Here is a 19220-nt window from a genome sequence, read left to right as displayed (position 1 = left end):
CGGTTTGTCATCCAAAAGAGATGTCGATAGATCCGCCGCCTTCGCGAGCAGGCTCGCTCCCACAAGGGGGGAATTGCGCTGTGCTTGAGATCAGCTCAATTCAAGCCAGATCGGTGCATGATCCGACGGTTTCTCCATGCCGCGCAGCTCGTAGTCCACGCCCGCATCCTTGACCCGAGACAGCAAGCCGTGGGACGCCAGGATCAAGTCGATGCGCAGGCCGCGCTTGGGCTCGTCTTCAAAACCGCGACTGCGGTAGTCGAACCAGCTGAAACGATCGGCCACATCAGGGTTGAGGTGACGGAAGCTGTCCACCAGGCCCCAGTTTTTCAAGCGGGCCATCCACTCGCGCTCTTCCGGCAGGAAGCTGCATTTGCCGGTTTTCAGCCAGCGCTTCATGTTGTCCGGGCCAATCCCGATGTCGCAGTCTTCCGGGGAAATGTTCACATCGCCCATGACCACCAGCGGCTGTTCGTTCTTGAACTGGCTTTCCAGCAGTTGCTGCAAATCGCTGTAGAAACGTTGCTTGGCCGGGAATTTGGTCGGGTGGTCGCGGCTTTCACCTTGTGGGAAATAGCCGTTCATGATGGTCACCGGAACGCCATTGGCGTCGGCGAATGTGCCCCAGATGAAGCGCCGCTGCGCGTCTTCTTCATCGGTGGCGAAACCTTTGTGCAACGCAATCGGCTCCTGACGCGAGAGCAGGGCCACGCCGTAATGCCCCTTTTGCCCGTGGAAATACACGTGATAGCCCAGGGCCTTGATTTCTTCGAGCGGAAACTGATCATCGTGGACCTTGGTTTCCTGCAGGCCGATCACATCGGGCTGGTGCTTTTCAATCAGCGCCGCCAGCTGATGGGGACGGGCGCGCAGCCCGTTGATGTTGAAGGAGACAATCTTCATGGTCGGCAGTCCTGGCAAAAGGGCGATGCTAGCTGACATGGTGCAATGGGGCCAGTGTTGGGGGAGGGGATTTGCCTTCTTCAGTCAGATCTTCATTGGCAGTGCCGGCCTCTTCGCGAGCAGGCCCGCTCCCACAGGTTTCGAGTCTGGTCTATACCTTTGTGGGAGATTCTATGTTGCAGGTAAATCCTGCCGCCAGGCTCGTACCCATAAGAAAGAGCGCAGCCACCCGAGCCGCGCCGGGGAGATCATCCGTCATGCCCGAAACTTCCACCGCCATCGCCGATATCCACATGCTCGACAGCGGCTATTCCCGCGAAGCGCGTTCGTTGTTGTACCAGGCTTACCGGCACGAGCCGACGTTCAGTTACCTGTTCGAGTCGGAACGCCCCGGCTATGAACAACGGGTGCGCGCCACCGTACGGGAACTGGTCAAGCAGCACTTCCTGCAGGACTTGCCGGCCATCGGCCTGTTGGTCAACGACCGTTTGATCGGCATCGCCCTGATCGCGCCGCCGCAACGTCGGCTGGGCATCACCGAAAGTTGGGCCTGGCGCCTGCGGATGGTGCTCAGCACTGGCTTTCGCTGCACCCGGCGCTACCTGGAATATCACGATGCTGTCGCGGCGTGCAGCCCGTCCGACGCGGTGCATGTCCTGCCGTTGCTGGGGATTCATCCGCAATTCCAGGGCAAACACTTCGGCGAGCAGTTGCTGCAAGCGGTGCATAACTGGTGCGCGGTGGATGAAAGCTCTCAGGGGGTGATGCTCGATACCGGCAATCCGCGCTATCTGGAGTTCTACAAGCGACAGGGTTATGAGGAAATCGGCGAGGTGGCCGTAGGACCGATTCGCGAGCATGTGTTTTTCCACGCCAATCCTCAGGTCGTACAAACCGCCTCGGCATAAGAGCGAGAACTTTCCAGCAACGCCAGGCTCTATCACGCTCCCATGTTCGTGATCCATGCCCGTGATAGCATCCGCGCCTATGAAGTTTCCAGGAAGAATTACCAGTGGCGTGCTCATGCTGATCAGCAGCTGCGCGGCACTGGCCCAAAGTGAATTGGATGTGCGGATCAAACCGTCCAACGATGCACTGAAAGCCAATATAGAGGGCTATATCGGCAGTCTCGGCGATCGTGACGAAGAAGCCTTGTTGCGCTTCAGTCGTGGCGCCGAAGAGCAGGCGCGCAAGGCTGCCCAGGCCCTGGGTTATTACCAGCCGCAGATCGACAGCGATGTGAAGGGCGGCAAGACGCCGCGCCTGATACTCAACATCGAGCCCGGTGAACCGGTGCATTTGCGCAACGTCACCATCCGTGTCGACGGCCCGGCGGCGTCCCTCAAAGCCTTTCGTGTGCCCAAGAGCCATGCGCTGCAAACCGGTGCCGTGCTTAACCATGGCCAGTACGACGACGCCAAGCGCCTGATCCAGAACCAGGCCTCGCGTTACGGTTTTTTCAGCGGCCGTTTTACCCGTTCGAAGCTGTCTGTCGACCCGCGGGCCGGTGTGGCCGATATCGAACTGATCTACGACAGCGGCCCGCGTTATGCCCTGGGCAAGGTCAGCTTCGAGGGCGACACACCGTTCGATGAGGATCTGCTGCAACGCATGGTGCCGTTCAAGGCCGGCACGCCCTATGACTCCGAACTGATCGCCGAACTCAGTCAAGCGATGCAATCGAGCGGTTATTTCGAGAGCGTGCGGGTGGATGCCACACCCACGACAGCCAAAAGTGACGTTATCCCGGTGGACGTCAAACTGGAAACCCGCAAGCCGCGAACCATGGGCCTGGGCCTGGGCTATTCCACCGACGTCGGCCCACGGGTCAAGGCCAACTGGACCCGCCACTGGGTCAATCCACAGGGCCACAGCTATGGCTGGGAAACCGAAATCTCGGCACCGCGGCAAAACGTCGGCGTCTTCTATGACATCCCGCTGGACCCACCGCTGACCGACAAACTGCGTTTCGCCGGTGGTTATCAGAACGAAGAAATCGCCGACAAGGATAGCCTCAGCAAATTGCTGACGCTGGGCCCGGAATGGCACAGCAAGTTACCCAGCGGCTGGCAGCGGGTGGTGTCGCTCAAGTGGCAACGCGAGGAATACCGGCTCGGCGATGACTCCGGGCTCAGCACCTTGTTGATGCCCGGCGTGAGCTATTCGTACCTCAAAAGCGACAACCGCATCGATCCGCACAACGGCTATCGCCTGGAGTTCGAAACCAAAGTGGCCAAGGAAGGCTTAGGCTCGGACAATAACTTGCTGTACGGCACGGCGCTGGTCAAAGGCCTGACCACGGTGTTCGACAAGCACCGTTTGCTCGGTCGGGTACAGGTTGGCGGCAGTGCCACCAACGGCTATAAATCGATACCGCCTTCGCTGCGGTTCTTTGCCGGTGGCGACCAGAGCGTGCGCGGTTACGACTACCAGAGCCTGTCTCCGGAAAACAACCAGGGCGATCGCATCGGCGGCCGTTACATGGTCACCGCCAGTGCCGAGTATCAGTACTCCGTCGCTGAAAAATGGCGGGTTGCGACCTTTATCGACCAAGGCAACGCCTTCAATACCCTCGAACTGCCGAACCTCAAGACCGGGGTCGGTATCGGCGTACGCTGGGTCTCGCCGGTGGGGCCGATCCGCCTCGACCTGGCCCATGCGATGGACGACGATGGTGGCATTCGACTGCACTTTTCCATGGGGCCTGAGTTGTGAAGCCTGTTTTTGTGAAGCGTGGCTTGAAAGTAACGCTGCTGGCGATCACGGCGCTGCTGCTGTTGGTGGTTTTGACGCTGACCACGGTGCTGGGGACGGCGACGGGCAGTCGCTGGGCGCTCGGCTTTGTACCGGGGTTGAGCCTGGATAATTTCCAGGGGCGCTTGGGCGGGCAATGGAGCGCCGATCGTGTTCTGTGGCAGCAAGACACCAGCCGTGTCGAGCTGGACAAGGTGATTTTCGCCTGGTCGCCGTTGTGCCTGACGCGCATGACCTTGTGTATCGAGCAGTTGAAGGCTGATCAGGTCAGCCTGCAATTCCCGCCCGGTGCGCAGGAAGAGAGCGGCGGGCCGATCAGTCTTCCGGATTTGCAGCTGCCCGTGGCGCTCGAATTGGGGGACATTCAGGTTGGCAGCCTGCTGTTCAATGGCAGCGAACAGCTTAAAGGCCTGCAATTGGCGGCGCACTGGACGGTCAACGGCTTGCAGATCGATTCGGTACGACTGCAACGCGACGAGCTGAGCCTGAATCTGTCTGGCCTGCTGCAACCGACCGGCAACTGGCCGCTCAAGGCTGAAGGCAAATTGACCCTGCCGGCGCCGGGTACTGAACCGTGGGCGCTGGCCCTGAAGGTCGATGGCGACCTGCTCAAAACCCTGAACCTGAAAGCCGACAGCAGCGGCTATCTGAACGGACAGCTGAGCGGCGAACTGCAACCGCTGGTGGAGAACTTGCCAGCCAAGGTGCGCATCACCGCGGACGGCTTCAAGGCCAGTGCCGACTTGCCGGACACGCTGTTACTCAATCAGCTTGAGGTCAGCGGCGCTGGCGATCTGAAAAACGGTTATCAGTTGCTCGGTAAAGCCACGTTGCCTGCCGAGCAAGGCCCGGTGGCGCTGCTGCTGCAAGGCAAGGTCGACGCCAACGGCGCGCAGATCGCCGCGCTGGATTTGACAGCCAGCGACAAGCAAAGCCTCAAGCTCACCGGGCAACTGGACTGGAGCAAAGGCTTGAGTGCCGAAGCGAAAGTCGATTGGCTGGATTTTCCGTGGCACCGCCTGTATCCGCTGATTGACGAGCCCGAAGTCGCCTTGCGCACCTTCAAAGGCGAAGTGTCCTACACCGACGGCAAGTACCTCGGCCACTTCGACGCCGCGCTGGATGGCCCGGCCGGTGCATTCAGCCTGACCAGCCCGTTCGCCGGCGACCTGACGAAAATCTATCTGCAACAGATTCAATTGACCGCCGGGCAGGGCAAGGCCGAAGGGCACCTGAACCTGCAATTCGCCGATGGCATTGCCTGGGACGCCGCGCTGGATCTTTCGGCGATCAACCCGGCGTACTGGGTCGCGGAACTGCCGGGCACTCTTGCCGGACCGTTGCGCAGCAAAGGCGAAATGAAGAATGAAACGCTCAGCCTCAACGCCGACCTTGATCTGAAGGGCAAACTGCGTGGCCAACCGGCCGTGCTGCAAGCCAAGGCCGATGGCGGTGGCGAGCAATGGAATCTGAACGCGCTGCAGATTCGCCTCGGTGACAACAGCATCAACGGCAAGGGCAGCCTGCAACAGAAGCTCGCCGGGCAGATCGACATCAAGTTGCCGCGCCTGGCACAGCTGTGGCCGCAATTGCGTGGCCAGATCAATGGCCGGGTCGATGTCGCCGGCACACTCAAGGCCCCCCAAGGCAAACTCGGGCTGCAAGGTTCGCAACTGGCATTCGCCGATCATCGCCTGCAAAGCCTGAACCTGGACGCCACCCTCGACAGTGCACAGCGAGCAAAAATCGACCTCAAGGGCAGCGGCATCCAGACCGGCGATACCTCGCTCGGCACCCTGACCGCCAGCGGCCAGGGCGACATCAAGCACCAGAAGCTGAACCTCGACCTGCAAGGGCCGAAGCTGAAACTGGCCCTTGGGCTGGATGGCGCGCTGGACAAGGGCAATTGGCGCGGACGCCTGGCCAGCGGCGATATTCAGGCCGGTGGCCAGGACTGGAAACTGCAAGGCCCGGCGAAGCTGGAACGCCTGGCCGACGGCAAGATCAACTTCGGCGCCCATTGCTGGATGTCCGGGCCGGCCAGTCTGTGCGGTGAGGATCAGCGCTTGATGCCTGAACCGAAGCTGCGTTATCACCTCAAGCAATTTCCCATCGATAGCCTTGCCCAGTGGTTGCCGAAGGATTTTGCCTGGCAGGGCCGACTCAACGCTGACGTGCAATTGGATGTTCCGGCCAGCGGCCCGAACGGCCAGATCGGCATCGACGCCAGTGGCGGCACGTTGCGGGTCAAGGAAAAGGACCAGTGGCTGGACTTCCCGTACCAGACCCTGAAACTCACCAGCACACTCACGCCCAAGCGCATCGATACCGATCTGAACTTCGTCGGCGGCAAGCTCGGCGAACTGATGGTGCAGGCGCAGATCAACCCGCTGGCGAACAACAAACCCGTGAGCGGTTCCTTCCGCTTGAGCGGCCTGGACCTGTCGGTGGCGCGTCCGTTCGTGCCCATGGTCGAGAAACTGACCGGGCGCTTGAACGGCAGCGGCACCATAGCAGGCACGCTGCTGGCACCGCAGGTCAACGGCAATCTGCTGCTCAGCGATGGCGAGATGTCCGGGCCGGAGTTGCCGATGGAGATCGAGGCTTTGCAGCTGCGGGCGGTGATCGCCGGTGAAACCGTGCAGCTCGACGGCGGCTGGAAAAGTGGTAAGACCGGGCAGGGCAGCCTTAACGGCAGCATCGCCTGGGGCCAGGCACTGGTGGTGGATCTGGCGCTCAAGGGCTCGCAATTGCCGGTCACCGTCGAACCCTACGCCAAGCTTGAAATGGCGCCGGACCTGAAAATCTCGATCAAGGACGACAAGCTCGCGGTCGCCGGTAAAGTGCGGGTGCCCAAAGGTGATATCACCATTCGCGAGTTGCCGCCGTCGACGGTCAAGGTCTCCGATGACACGGTGATCATCGGCCAGCAGACCGAAGAGGGCAAACCACCGATGGCCACGGTCATGGACATCGATGTGGTGGTCGGAGAGGAAAAACTGAGCTTTGCCGGTTTCGGCCTTACGGCGAACCTGCAAGGTCAGGTGCACATCGGTGACAACCTGGATACCCGTGGCGAGCTTTGGCTCAACGATGGACGTTATCGTGCCTACGGCCAGCGCCTGACGGTGCGCCGCGCGCGCCTGCTGTTTGCCGGTCCCATCGACCAGCCGTACCTCGATATCGAGGCGATCCGCCAGACCGATGACGTCATCGCCGGTATTCGCTTGAGCGGCAGTGCCGAGCAGCCGACCACGCAAATCTTCTCCGAGCCGGCCATGAGCCAGGAGCAGGCGCTGTCTTACCTGGTGCTGGGGCGTCCACTGAGCACCAGCGGCGAGGACAACAACATGCTCGCCCAGGCGGCGCTCGGGTTGGGGCTGATGGGCAGTTCCGGGGTGACCGGCGGCCTGGCGAAGAACCTGGGCATCGAGGATTTCCAGCTCGATACCCAGGGCAGCGGCAACACCACCAGCGTGGTCGCCAGCGGCAACCTCTCCGAAAAGCTCAGCCTGCGCTATGGCGTCGGCGTGTTCGAACCGGCCAATACCATCGCCTTGCGCTACAAACTGAGCAAAAAGGTCTACCTCGAAGCGGCGGGCGGCGTGGCCAGTTCGCTGGACATCTTCTACAAGCGGGATTTCTAGACCCCGTTTTCTTGCATAAACCGAGTTGCTCCCCTCGCGAGCAGGCTCGCTCCCACAAGGATCACACCGTACCTGTGGGAGCGAGCCTGCTCGCGAAGGCGTCAGCATGTGTGCCACAAAAACTGACACCTTTGGTCAGCTATTTAGTAAGCAACCTAACTATTACGTTGACATTGGCTGCCTAGGCAGTAACATCTTGACATACATTCACTGCCTAGGCAGCTAATTGGTGGTCAGATGAAGCATTTCACCCCGGACAACTTCCACAATTGCCATCTTGGTCTCCTGCTTGGGCGCGCTGCGCTGCTCAAGGACCGGATCATCGACACGCACATGGAGCCCCACGGCATCACCGCCGCGCAGTTCAAGGTGTTGATCATCATGGCCCAGTTCGGCGTCGATTCGCCGGGCGAGCTGTGCCGGCACTTGTCACTGGACAGCGGTTCGATGACCCGCATGCTCGATCGTCTGGAACAGAAAGGTTTCCTCGCCCGCCAACGCTCCGAAGCGGACCGCCGCCAGGTGCGGCTGGTGCTGACCGAAGAAGGGCAGCATCTGGCTGACCGCCTGCCGCATATCGGTGCCGATGCCATGAACGAACTGGCCGGCGCTGTCACCCCGGAAGAACTGCAAACCCTGGAACAGATCCTGAAGAAAATCTTGCTGGCCGCCGGTGACTCGATCACGGTGCTGCGCCTAGGTGGCAACCATGAACAGTAAAACCCTGCGCACCGGCCTGAGCCTGGTGCTGTTGGCCATGAGCCTGGCCGGTTGCGCCAATTACAGCGGCCTGACCACCGAAGGCGTCAGCCTCGATGCGAAAAGCCTCAAGGCCGGGCAAACCCTGAGCGTCGTCACTTTGTCGCCGGCGGCCTGGCCGAAAAGTGACTGGTGGAAAAGCCTCGGCGATCCGCAACTTGACGGCCTGATCCGCGAGGCCCTGCACGACAGCCCCGACATGCAGATCGCCGACGCCCGCGCCCATCAGGCCAGCGCCGCTGCCTACGCCGCTGATGCCGAACGGATGCCGACCCTCGATGCCAGCGCCGGCGTCAGCCGATCACGGCTGTCCCGGGATCAGGATCCACGAGGCGAGGGCGATGCCTACTCGACCGTGCGCAACATCGGCGCCAGCTTCAATTACAACTTCGACCTCTGGGGCGGTCAGCGTGATGCCTGGGAAGCCGCACTGGGCCAGGCCCGTGCTGCCGAAGTCGACCAGCAGGCCGCACAGCTGACGCTGTCTGCCGACGTGGCCCGCGCCTACAGCGATCTGGGACAGGCGCACATCGTTTATGACCTGTCCGCCGAGGACCTCAAGCGCACCCAACAGATGCTCGACCTGAGTAAGCGTCGTCTGAGTGCCGGGATCGACAGCCAGTACCAGTTCCAGCAGACCGAAAGCCTGGAAGCCACTTCACAAGCCAGTCTGATCGACGCCGATAAACGCCTGCAAAGCGCGAAGATCGCCCTGGCCGTGCTGCTCGGCAAAGGCCCGGATCGCGGCAATGAAATCGCCCGGCCGCAAATCCTCAAGGCCAGCGCCGTTGCCTTGCCGTCGGTGCTGCCGGCCGAATTGCTCGGCCGACGTCCGGACTTGGTGGCGGCGCGCTGGCGGGTCGAGGCGGCGAGCAAGAACATCGACGCCGGCAAAACCCGCTTCTATCCCAACCTCAACCTGAGTGCCGCCGCCGGTGCCGAGTCGTTGCTGGGTGATGCGATGTTCGGTTCGGCCAGCCGTTTCTTCAACATTGCGCCGACGATTTCCGTGCCGATTTTCGACGGTGGCCGCCTGCGTGCCGACCTCGATGCCCGCGATGCCGATTACGACCTCGCGGTGGCGCAGTACAACAAAAGCCTGGTCAAAGCGCTGGGGGATGTCAGTGACAACATCAACCAGTTGCGCGATATCGGTCGACAAATCGCTGCCCAGCAGCACGCCACCGAGATCGCCCAGGACTCTTACAACACCGTGGTCCAGCGGTACGGTTCCGGCATCGGTAACTACCTGGACGTGCTCAGCATCGAGCAGCAATTGCTCCAGGCCCAGCGTCAGCTGGCCAACCTGAATGCCGAGCAGATCGACCTGTCGATCCAACTGATGCAGGCGCTGGGCGGCGGATTCCAGCCTGAGGCCATTGCCTCGGCCAGCACCGCTCCAGTCACGCTGACTCACTAATTCAAGGTACTTGTCATGGCCACTGCCGATACAACTCAAACGTCTGAAAACGCTCCCGGCAACCCTAATGCGGGCAAGCGTAAATTCATGTTGCTGGCCCTTGCCGTGGTGGTCGCACTGAGCGGCGCCGGTGTCTGGGCTTACCACGAATTCTACGGGCGCTGGAGCGAAAGCACCGACGACGCCTACGTCAACGGCAACGTGGTGGAAATCACCCCGCTGGTCACAGGTACCGTGGTGAGCATCGGCGCCGACGATGGCGATCTGGTCCAGGAAGGCCAGGTGCTGGTGAATTTCGATCCGAACGACGCCCAAATCGGTCTGCAAAATGCCCAGGCCCAACTGGCGCGTACCGTGCGCCAGGTGCGCGGCTTGTACAGCAACGTCGACGGCATGAAAGCCCAGGTCAATGCGCAGCAAGCCGAAGTGCAGAAGGCTCAGGACAACTTCAATCGCCGGAAAAACCTGGCGGCGGGTGGGGCGATTTCCCAGGAAGAACTGTCCCACGCCCGCGACGACCTGACCTCGGCGCAAAACGCCCTGGCCAACGCCAAACAGCAACTCAAGACCACCAGCGCATTGGTGGATGACACCGTGGTCTCGTCCCATCCGGACGTGATGGCCGCCGCCGCGCAATTGCGCCAGGCGTATCTGAACAATGCCCGCAGCACCTTGATCGCCCCAGTGACCGGCTATGTGGCCAAGCGCACCGTACAGCTCGGTCAGCGCGTGCAACCGGGCACGGCGCTGATGGCGGTGATCCCGCTGGATCAACTGTGGATCGACGCCAACTTCAAGGAAACCCAACTGCGCGACATGCGCATCGGCCAGCCCGTGGAGATCGAAACCGACCTCTATGGCAGCGACGTGAAATACAGCGGCACCATCGACAGCCTCGGCGCCGGCACCGGTAGCGCGTTTGCCTTGCTGCCGGCGCAGAACGCCACCGGTAACTGGATCAAGATCGTGCAGCGGGTGCCGGTGCGCATTCACGTCAATGCCCAGGAGCTTGCCAAACATCCATTGCGGGTCGGCCTGTCGACTGTGGTCGATGTGGACCTGCGCGACCAGAGCGGCCCGGTGCTGGCGCAACAGCCGCCGCAGAAGGCTTCGTTCAGCACCAACATCTATGACCGTCAGTTGGCCGAGGCCGACGCGATGATCACTCAGCTGATTCACGACAACAGCGCCGCGGTCAGCAAGACCGCGCAGCGCTGATTCCGACTTTTGTGGGAGCGAGCCTGCTCGCGAAGGCAGTGTGTCAGGCGACATTGATGTAACTGACACTCCCTCTTCGCGAGCAGGCTCGCTCCCACAGGGTTAGCTGCGACCCAAAGGATTCGCGATGAGCAATAACGCCTCTTTCACGCCCCCCAGCCTGCTGCTCAGCACCATCGGCCTGTCGCTGGCGACCTTCATGCAAGTGCTCGACACCACCATCGCCAACGTGGCGTTGCCGACGATTTCCGGCAACCTCGGCGTGAGCTCGGAGCAGGGCACCTGGGTGATCACCTCGTTTGCCGTGAGCAACGCCATCGCCCTGCCGCTGACCGGTTGGCTCAGCCGGCGTTTCGGCGAGGTGAAGTTGTTTGTCTGGGCAACCCTGTTGTTTGTGCTCGCCTCGTTCCTGTGCGGGGTTTCCACCTCGATGCCGGAGCTGGTGGGCTTTCGGGTCCTGCAAGGGGTAGTGGCGGGACCGCTGTACCCGATGACCCAGACGCTGCTGATTGCGGTCTATCCCCCGGCAAAAAGGGGGATGGCCCTGGCGCTGTTGGCGATGGTGACGGTGGTGGCGCCGATTGCCGGACCGATCCTCGGTGGCTGGATCACCGACAGCTACAGCTGGCCATGGATCTTCTTCATCAACGTGCCCATCGGTTTGTTCGCTGCGTGGGTGGTCACGCAACAGATGAAGAAACGTCCGGTGGTCACCCGTCGGCAACCCATGGACTATGTGGGCCTGATCGCCTTGATCATCGGTGTCGGTGCGTTGCAGATCGTCCTCGACAAAGGCAACGATGCCGACTGGTTCGAATCGAGCTTCATCATTATCGGCTCGGTGATTTCCGTGGTCGCCCTGGCGTTCTTCGTGATCTGGGAAATGACCGATGAGCATCCGGTGGTGAACCTGCGGCTGTTCGCCCACCGCAACTTCCGCTACGGCACCATCGTGCTGATCCTGGGTTATGCCGGGTTCTTCGGCATCAACCTGATCCTGCCGCAATGGCTGCAGACCCGCCTGGGCTACACCGCGACCTGGGCCGGTTTCGCCGTGGCGCCCTTGGGCATCCTGCCGGTGCTGCTGTCACCCTTCGTCGGCAAATACGCACCGCGCTTCGACATGCGCTTGCTGGCGGGGCTGGCGTTCCTGGCCATCGGCCTGAGCTGTTTCATGCGCGCCGGTTTTACCAACGAGGTGGATTTCCAGCACATCGCCATGGTGCAGCTGTTCATGGGGATCGGCGTGGCGCTGTTCTTCATGCCGACCCTGACCATCCTGTTGTCGGACCTGCCGCCGAGCCAGATAGCCGACGGTTCCGGGCTGGCGACCTTCCTGCGCACATTGGGCGGCAGCTTCGCGGCTTCCTTGACCACCTGGATCTGGATCCGTCGCGCCGACCAGCACCACGCCTACCTGACCGAAAGCATTACCCCGTTCGATCCGGCGACCCGCGAGGCCATGACCCATCTGGGCGGGGCGGGGGCCAAGGCGTATACGCAGCTGGATCAGATGGTGATCAGCCAGGCGTACATCATGTCCACGGTGGATTACTTCACCTTGCTGGGCTGGATGTTCATGGGCTTGATCTTGATCGTGTGGCTGGCCAAACCACCGTTTACCGCCAAGGCCGGGCCGGCTGCCTCTGCTGGCCACTAAACACCGCATAACCCTTGTGGGAGCGAGCCTGCTCGCGAAAGCGGTCTGTCAGCCAACATCTCTGTTGACTGTCAGGTCCCCTTCCCGAGCAGGCTCGCTCCCACAGGTATTTTTTGTGTTTGGTCGTCAGCTGGCGGGGGCTGCCAATTGCGGCGGCGGGATGAAATCAAACGGCGCCAACGCAAACCCCTGCTCATCGACCTGCAATGCCCAACCCTGACGGTCCCAATCACCCAGCACAATGCGCCGGGCCGCCTGGTCGCCGAGCTGCAACTTGTGGATGGCCGGGCGGTGAGTGTGGCCATGAATCAGGGTTTTCACCCCGTATTGCTGCATGATCCGCGGAATTTCTTCGGGCGTGACATCGACGATGTCATTGGCCTTCATCCGTGTCTGCGCCCGGCTTTCGCTGCGCAGCTTGCGCGCCAGTTTATGCCGGGTGCCCAAAGGCAGGTGCCGCAGGATGAACAGGGTGATGGGGTTACGCAGGTAGCGACGCAGCTTCATATAGGCTTCGTCGCGGGTGCAAAGGCTGTCGCCGTGCATCAGCAGCACCGGCTCACCGTTGAACTGCACGACACTCGGGTCTTTCAGCAAGGTGCAGCCGGCCTGTTTGCAAAAGGCCTGGCCGAGCATGAAATCGCGATTGCCGTGCATCAGAAAAATGGCCGTGCCGCTGTCGCTCAAATCGCGCAGGGCCTGGCAGATGGAGCGCTGAAAGGGGGTCATGGCGTCGTCGCCAATCCACGCCTCGAAAAAGTCGCCCAGAATGTACAACGCACTCGCCGAGCGGGCGCGTCCGGCGAGCAAATCCAGAAACGCCCGGGTAATGTCCGGGCGCTCCTCTTCCAGATGCAAGTCTGAAATCAGCAATATCACTCAATGATCTCGGCTTTCTCGATGATCACGTCGTCTGCTGGTACGTCCTGGTGGCCGGACTTGGAAGTGGTGGCCACGCCTTTGATCTTGTCGACAACGTCGGTGCCGGCGGTCACTTTGCCGAATACCGCGTAGCCCCAGCCCTGAACGTTCTTGCCGCTGTGGTTCAGGAAGCTGTTGTCAGCCACGTTGATGAAGAACTGCGCGGAAGCCGAATGCGGCTCCATGGTGCGGGCCATGGCGACGGTGTACTTGTCGTTGGAAAGACCATTGTCGGCTTCGTTCTGGATGCTTGGACGCTTGTCTTTCTTTTCTTTCATGCCTGGCTCGAAACCGCCGCCCTGGATCATGAAGTTACCGATGACACGGTGGAAAACGGTGTTTTCGTAGTGACCGGCTTTGACGTATTCGACGAAGTTGGCAACGGTGATCGGTGCCTTTTCAGCGTTCAGTTCGAGGACGATGTCGCCGAAGTTGGTGGTCAATTTGACTTGGGTCATGTTGGCTACTCTTTAAGGAATTCGTGGGTTTCGGGGCAGCAAGGCCCGCAACCGTGTTGGCCGGCTTCGACCAAGGAGCGCAGTTTAGCGCGACACACGCGAATTTCGAGGCTGTTTTTCGTTTACATCCGATTAAATGCAGCGGTTTTCCGGCCTGCTCTGTCAGCTGCTTGACGGCATCGGCTATGATAGCGGCTTTGTTTTGTCAGGCCCTTACTCCCGGCCACGCACTTGTACGTCCAAGGATCCTATGAGCAAGCCCACTGTCGACCCTACCTCGAACTCCAAGACCGGCCCTGCCGTGCCGGTCAACTTCCTGCGGCCGATCATCCAGGCAGACCTGGACTCGGGCAAGCACACGCAGATCGTCACCCGTTTCCCGCCTGAGCCCAACGGCTACCTGCACATCGGTCACGCCAAGTCGATCTGCGTGAACTTCGGCCTGGCCCAGGAGTTCGGCGGCGTCACCCATCTGCGTTTCGACGACACCAACCCGGCCAAGGAAGACCAGGAATACATCGACGCGATCGAAAGTGATGTCAAATGGCTGGGCTTCGAGTGGGCCGGCGAAGTGCGCTATGCCTCGCAGTACTTCGACCAGTTGCACGACTGGGCCGTCGAGCTGATCAAGGCCGGCAAGGCCTATGTCGACGACCTGACCCCTGAGCAAGCCAAGGAATACCGTGGCAGCCTGACCGAACCGGGCAAGAACAGCCCGTTCCGTGATCGTTCCGTGGAAGAAAACCTCGACTGGTTCGCCCGCATGCGCGCCGGTGAATTCCCGGACGGCGCACGTGTGCTGCGGGCCAAGATCGACATGGCGTCGCCGAACATGAACCTGCGCGATCCGATCATGTATCGCATCCGCCACGCTCACCACCACCAGACCGGTGACAAGTGGTGCATCTACCCCAACTACGACTTCACCCACGGTCAGTCGGACGCCATCGAAGGCATCACCCACTCGATCTGCACCCTGGAGTTCGAAAGCCACCGTCCGCTGTACGACTGGTTCCTCGACAGCCTGCCCGTGCCGGCGCATCCGCGTCAGTACGAGTTCAGCCGTCTGAACCTGAATTACACCATCACCAGCAAGCGCAAGCTCAAGCAGCTGGTGGACGAGGGCCACGTCAACGGTTGGGATGACCCGCGCATGTCCACGCTGTCGGGCTTCCGCCGCCGTGGCTACACGCCGAAATCGATCCGCAACTTCTGCGAAATGATCGGTACCAACCGTTCCGACGGCGTGGTCGACTTCGGCATGCTTGAATTCAGCATCCGCGACGACCTCGACCATAGCGCCCCGCGCGCCATGTGCGTGTTGCGCCCGCTGAAAGTCGTGATCACCAACTACCCGGAAGGCCAGGTCGAGAACCTCGAACTGCCATGCCACCCGAAAGAAGACATGGGCGTGCGTGCGCTGCCATTCGCCCGTGAGATCTACATCGACCGTGAAGATTTCATGGAAGAACCGCCAAAGGGCTACAAGCGCCTGGAACCGGCCGGCGAAGTGCGCCTGCGCGGCAGCTACGTGATCCGCGCCGACGAAGCGATCAAGGACGCCGACGGCAACATCGTCGAGCTGCGTTGCTCCTACGACCCGGACACCCTGGGCAAGAACCCTGAAGGCCGCAAGGTCAAGGGCGTGATCCACTGGGTGCCGGCCGCTGCCAGCGTCGAGTGCGAAGTGCGTCTGTACGACCGGCTGTTCCGTTCTCCGAACCCGGAGAAGGCCGAAGACAGCGCCAGCTTCCTGGACAACATCAACCCTGATTCACTGCAGGTACTCACCGGTTGTCGTGCCGAACCCTCGCTGGGCAACGCACAGCCGGAAGACCGTTTCCAGTTCGAGCGCGAAGGCTACTTCGTCGCGGATATCAAGGACTCGAAACCCGGTCAGCCGGTATTCAACCGTACCGTGACCCTGCGTGATTCGTGGGGCCAGTGATTCAAAGGATTTAACGTGCTAACGATCTACAACACGCTCACCAAGAGCAAAGAAGTCTTCAAGCCGCTCGATGGCAACAAGGTGCGCATGTACGTGTGCGGCATGACCGTGTACGACTACTGCCACCTGGGCCACGGCCGCAGCATGGTCGCGTTCGACCTGGTGACCCGCTGGTTGCGGTTCAGCGGTTACGACCTGACCTACGTGCGCAATATCACCGACATCGACGACAAGATCATCAACCGGGCCAACGAGAACGGCGAATCGTTCGAAGCCTTGACCGAGCGCATGATCGCGGCGATGCACGAAGACGAAGCGCGCCTGAACATCAAGAAGCCGGACATGGAGCCGCGTGCCACGGATCACATCCCCGGCATGCACGCGATGATCCAGACCCTGATCGACAAGGGTTACGCCTACGCCCCGGGCAACGGCGACGTGTACTACCGCGTCGGCAAGTTCATGGGCTACGGCAAGCTGTCGCGCAAGAAGATCGAAGACCTGCGCATCGGCGCGCGCATCGAAGTCGACGAGTCGAAACAGGACCCGCTGGACTTCGTGCTGTGGAAAGCCGCCAAACCGGGCGAGCCGAGCTGGGAATCGCCGTGGGGCGCCGGACGTCCGGGCTGGCACATCGAGTGCTCGGTGATGTCGACCTGCTGCCTTGGCGAGACGTTCGACATTCATGGCGGCGGCAGCGACCTGGAGTTCCCGCACCACGAAAACGAAATCGCCCAGAGCGAAGCGGCCACCGGCAAGACCTACGCCAATGCGTGGATGCATTGCGGCATGATCCGGATCAATGGCGAGAAGATGTCCAAGTCCTTGAACAACTTCTTCACCATCCGCGACGTGCTCGACAAGTACCACCCGGAAGTTGTGCGTTACCTGCTGGTGTCGAGTCACTACCGCAGCGCCATCAACTACTCGGAAGACAACCTCAAGGATGCCAAAGGCGCCCTGGAGCGTTTCTACCACGCGTTGAAAGGCCTGCCGAGCGTGGCGCCGGCGGGCGGCGAAGCGTTCGTCGAGCGTTTCACCCAGGTGATGAACGACGACTTCGGCACGCCGGAAGCCTGCGCGGTGCTGTTCGAGATGGTGCGTGAGATCAACCGCCTGCGTGAGAGCGATCTCAATGCGGCAGCCGGTCTGGCGGCGCGCTTGAAGGAATTGGCCAGCGTGCTGGGCGTGTTGCAGCTCGAAGCCGATGACTTCCTGCAGGCCGGCGCCGAAGGGCGGGTGGATGCAGCCGAAGTCGAGGCGTTGATCGCTGCGCGCCTGGCGGCCCGTGCCGCTAAAGACTGGGCCGAATCCGACCGCATCCGCGACCAGCTCACCGCCATGGGCGTGGTGCTGGAAGACGGCAAGGGCGGCACGACCTGGCGTCTGGCTGACTGATTGCTGCACCGGCTGTAAAACAAAACCCGCCTTGTGCGGGTTTTTGTTTATCGGTAGGGCGCTCGGACTGTAGTGCCAAGGCTGACGTCTTCGCGAGCAGGCTCGCTCCCACATTGGATCTTTGTGATGTTTGAGTTTTGTGCGCGAGGCAGATCCCCAGTGGGAGCGAGCCTGCTCGCGAAGGTTTAAAACCAAACACTGCCAGTGCGGCTCGCTCGCTACTCCGCCTGGCGCAACCGTTTGTAAAGGGTATTGCGGCTAACCCCGAGCCGCCGCGCCAGATGGGATATGTTCCCTCCAACTGCCTGCAACTGCCGATTCAACGCCTCGGCATCATCAAGATCCACCACCAGCGACTCCGGCGTCTCCACCGGTTCCATCTCCAGATCGACAAAGAAATCATCCGGCAAATGCTCCAGCCGCACCGGTTGTTCCTCGGCCATGGCCAGGGCGACCTGCATCACGCTGCTGACCTGGCGCAAATTCCCCGGCCAAGGATGACGATCGAACAACTCCAATACCTCACGGCTTAAACCGGCCCACTGGCTTGGGTCGCGGTGTTGCTCCCACAAACGCTTGAACAGTGCCTGTTTGTCGCTGCGCTCGCGTAGCGGCGGTAATTCCAGGGTCAGGCCGCCAATGCGGTAATACAGATCCTCGCGGAAGCGCCCTAACTGTACCTGTTCGCGCAACGAACGGTTGGTGGCCGAAATGATGCGAATGTCCACCGGGAACAATTCACTGCTGCCCACCGGTTGCACGCAACGTTCCTGCAATACGCGCAATAACCGGGCTTGGGTCGGCAGTGGCATGTCGCCGATTTCGTCGAGGAACAGGGTGCCTTTGTCCGCCTTGCGGATCAGGCCGATGCTGCCTTTCTGGTTGGCGCCGGTGAACGCGCCTTTTTCGTAGCCGAACAGCTCGGATTCCACCAGTTCGGCGGGGATCGCCGCACAGTTCACGGCAATGAACGGCTGTTTGCTGCGGGAACTGGCCTGATGCAACGCCTTGACGAAGACTTCCTTGCCGACGCCGGTTTCACCGTGGATCAACAGCGGAATGTCTTTTTCCAGCAGGCGCTCGGCTTGGCGCACGGCTTTCTCCACGCGGCTGTCGCCGAAGTGCAGGGTGTTGAGGCTGATGGCGGCCGGTGCGGTGACGGTGGGCTCACTGAATACCCGAGCCTGGATCGGTGCCTGCTTCGGCCGCTTCAGCAGGCACTGGAAGCGATTGCGCCCGGAGGCCTGGAGCGAGAAGGGCAGGCCTTCGGGTTGATTCAGCAGTTCCAGCAACGAAACCTTGAACAGGCTCTCGACACTGACCCGCGACAAACGCACACCCAGCAGATTGTCGGCCCGACGGTTGGCGGACAGCACCTGGCCACTCTCGTCGAAGATCAGCAACCCGGCCCATTGACTGTCGAGGTTGTTCAGGCCGGTGTTGAAGGTCAGCTGGAAATGCTGGCCGTGGAACAGGTTGAGGATCAACCGGTTTTCCACGGTCTGACTCATCATCTTGACCATGCCCAGGGTGTGGGACGGCGGCAGGTAGCTGTCGCTGGATACGTCCAGCACCGCGATGACCTTGCGCTCGGCGTCGAAAATCGGCGCGGCCGAGCCGGTCATGAAACGGTTGGCTTTGAGAAAGTGTTCATCGTGTTCGATGTGCACCGCCTGCTCGCAGGCCAGTGCGGTGCCGATGGCGTTGGTCCCGCTGCAACGCTCCATCCAGCTGGCGCCGGCGCTGAAGCCACGGGTCAGGCTCGGCTCGATAAAGCGCTGGGTGCCCCAGGACGTCAGCACCTGCCCCTGATTGTCGGCGAGCATGATCAGGCAGTTGGAGTTGCTCAGGATGTTCTCGTAATACGGCAGCACTTCCTGATGGGTGGTCTGCACCAATGAATGCTGGCTTTCCAGCAACTGCGCGATGCCTTCGGCGGGCAACTGATCGAATGCCGGGGTGCTTTGATGGTTGAGGCCGAACGCGCGGCAACGTTTCCAGGAGTCCTGGATGATGGCGTCGTGGGATAACGCGGGGGCAGGTGCGGCCATTTGAGTCAGCCTCTGTATGACGCTTTTATTGTTGTTATGGGTAGTTCCCTGTGGGAGCGAGCCTGCTCGCGAAGGCACAGTGT

The 19220-nt window shown here is 61.2% G+C and carries 13 protein-coding genes; 9 read left to right on the top strand and 4 right to left on the bottom strand.

Annotated features, from left to right (window positions below; genetic code table 11):
- Positions 1–90: 90 nt before the first annotated feature.
- On the bottom strand, positions 91–903 hold the full coding sequence (gene xthA, locus ACW9HW_RS21620; protein WP_095192742.1) for an exodeoxyribonuclease III: 813 nt from the start codon (positions 901–903) through the stop codon (positions 91–93).
- Positions 904–1160: 257 nt separating this feature from the next.
- On the opposite strand from xthA, the gene ACW9HW_RS21615 reads away from it, so the two are divergent.
- The 7 genes from ACW9HW_RS21615 (at position 1161) to ACW9HW_RS21585 (ending at position 12361) form a co-directional block, all read left to right on the top strand.
- Positions 1161–1811: a GNAT family N-acetyltransferase gene (locus ACW9HW_RS21615; RefSeq protein ID WP_095192741.1), complete on the top strand. Its 651-nt coding sequence runs from the start codon at positions 1161–1163 to the stop codon at positions 1809–1811.
- Positions 1812–1890: 79 nt separating this feature from the next.
- Positions 1891–3618 carry an autotransporter assembly complex protein TamA gene (locus ACW9HW_RS21610; RefSeq protein WP_095192740.1) on the top strand — a complete coding sequence of 576 codons (1728 nt, stop codon included), beginning with the start codon at positions 1891–1893 and terminating at the stop codon, positions 3616–3618.
- Between the two features lie 11 nt (positions 3619–3629).
- Entirely contained in the window at positions 3630–7304 is a 3675-nt protein-coding gene (locus ACW9HW_RS21605) for a translocation/assembly module TamB domain-containing protein (RefSeq protein WP_457401697.1), read from the top strand.
- A 237-nt stretch (positions 7305–7541) separates the two neighbouring features.
- Positions 7542–8024, top strand: a complete 483-nt coding sequence (locus tag ACW9HW_RS21600) for a MarR family winged helix-turn-helix transcriptional regulator (protein ID WP_207266217.1) — start codon at positions 7542–7544, stop codon at positions 8022–8024.
- Positions 8014–9483, top strand: a complete 1470-nt coding sequence (locus tag ACW9HW_RS21595) for an efflux transporter outer membrane subunit (RefSeq protein WP_457401696.1) — start codon at positions 8014–8016, stop codon at positions 9481–9483. Before ACW9HW_RS21600 ends, ACW9HW_RS21595 begins: the two co-directional genes overlap by 11 nt.
- 15 nt (positions 9484–9498) lie before the next feature.
- Entirely contained in the window at positions 9499–10701 is a 1203-nt protein-coding gene (locus ACW9HW_RS21590; protein ID WP_457401695.1) for an HlyD family secretion protein, read from the top strand.
- Positions 10702–10828: 127 nt separating this feature from the next.
- Positions 10829–12361, top strand: coding sequence for a DHA2 family efflux MFS transporter permease subunit (locus tag ACW9HW_RS21585; protein ID WP_095192736.1), 1533 nt, complete (start codon positions 10829–10831; stop codon positions 12359–12361).
- A gap of 126 nt (positions 12362–12487) precedes the next feature.
- Here the strand turns inward: ACW9HW_RS21585 and lpxH are convergent, their stop codons facing one another.
- Positions 12488–13240, bottom strand: a complete 753-nt coding sequence (gene lpxH / locus ACW9HW_RS21580) for a UDP-2,3-diacylglucosamine diphosphatase (RefSeq protein WP_095192735.1) — start codon at positions 13238–13240, stop codon at positions 12488–12490.
- Entirely contained in the window at positions 13237–13740 is a 504-nt protein-coding gene (locus tag ACW9HW_RS21575) for a peptidylprolyl isomerase (protein WP_095192734.1), read from the bottom strand. The genes lpxH and ACW9HW_RS21575 overlap by 4 nt, the downstream gene beginning before the upstream one ends.
- 250 nt (positions 13741–13990) lie before the next feature.
- Between ACW9HW_RS21575 and ACW9HW_RS21570 the strand changes: the two genes are divergently transcribed.
- Entirely contained in the window at positions 13991–15688 is a 1698-nt protein-coding gene (locus ACW9HW_RS21570; RefSeq protein WP_095192733.1) for a glutamine--tRNA ligase/YqeY domain fusion protein, read from the top strand.
- A gap of 15 nt (positions 15689–15703) precedes the next feature.
- On the top strand, positions 15704–17086 hold the full coding sequence (cysS, locus tag ACW9HW_RS21565) for a cysteine--tRNA ligase (RefSeq protein ID WP_095192732.1): 1383 nt from the start codon (positions 15704–15706) through the stop codon (positions 17084–17086).
- A gap of 218 nt (positions 17087–17304) precedes the next feature.
- On the opposite strand, the gene ACW9HW_RS21560 is transcribed toward cysS, so the two are convergent.
- A complete protein-coding gene (locus ACW9HW_RS21560; protein ID WP_095192731.1) occupies positions 17305–19137 on the bottom strand; it encodes a sigma-54-dependent Fis family transcriptional regulator in 1833 nt (610 codons plus the stop codon).
- Positions 19138–19220 lie beyond the last annotated feature (83 nt).

Source organism: Pseudomonas sp. SDO5532_S415, assembly GCF_054071155.1.
The sequence above is the reverse complement of the archived record's forward strand: the minus strand, read 5'-3'. Positions and strand labels throughout refer to the sequence as shown.

What these genes read in the sequence shown, in the direction of transcription:
- xthA (WP_095192742.1), bottom strand. Translation starts at nt 903, where the DNA reads ATGAAGATTGTCTCCTTCAACATCAACGGGCTGCGCGCCCGTCCCCAT.
- ACW9HW_RS21615 (WP_095192741.1), top strand. Translation starts at nt 1,161, where the DNA reads ATGCCCGAAACTTCCACCGCCATCGCCGATATCCACATGCTCGACAGC.
- ACW9HW_RS21610 (WP_095192740.1), top strand. Translation starts at nt 1,891, where the DNA reads ATGAAGTTTCCAGGAAGAATTACCAGTGGCGTGCTCATGCTGATCAGC.
- ACW9HW_RS21600 (WP_207266217.1), top strand. Translation starts at nt 7,542, where the DNA reads ATGAAGCATTTCACCCCGGACAACTTCCACAATTGCCATCTTGGTCTC.
- ACW9HW_RS21595 (WP_457401696.1), top strand. Translation starts at nt 8,014, where the DNA reads ATGAACAGTAAAACCCTGCGCACCGGCCTGAGCCTGGTGCTGTTGGCC.
- ACW9HW_RS21590 (WP_457401695.1), top strand. Translation starts at nt 9,499, where the DNA reads ATGGCCACTGCCGATACAACTCAAACGTCTGAAAACGCTCCCGGCAAC.
- ACW9HW_RS21585 (WP_095192736.1), top strand. Translation starts at nt 10,829, where the DNA reads ATGAGCAATAACGCCTCTTTCACGCCCCCCAGCCTGCTGCTCAGCACC.
- ACW9HW_RS21575 (WP_095192734.1), bottom strand. Translation starts at nt 13,740, where the DNA reads ATGACCCAAGTCAAATTGACCACCAACTTCGGCGACATCGTCCTCGAA.
- ACW9HW_RS21570 (WP_095192733.1), top strand. Translation starts at nt 13,991, where the DNA reads ATGAGCAAGCCCACTGTCGACCCTACCTCGAACTCCAAGACCGGCCCT.
- ACW9HW_RS21560 (WP_095192731.1), bottom strand. Translation starts at nt 19,137, where the DNA reads ATGGCCGCACCTGCCCCCGCGTTATCCCACGACGCCATCATCCAGGAC.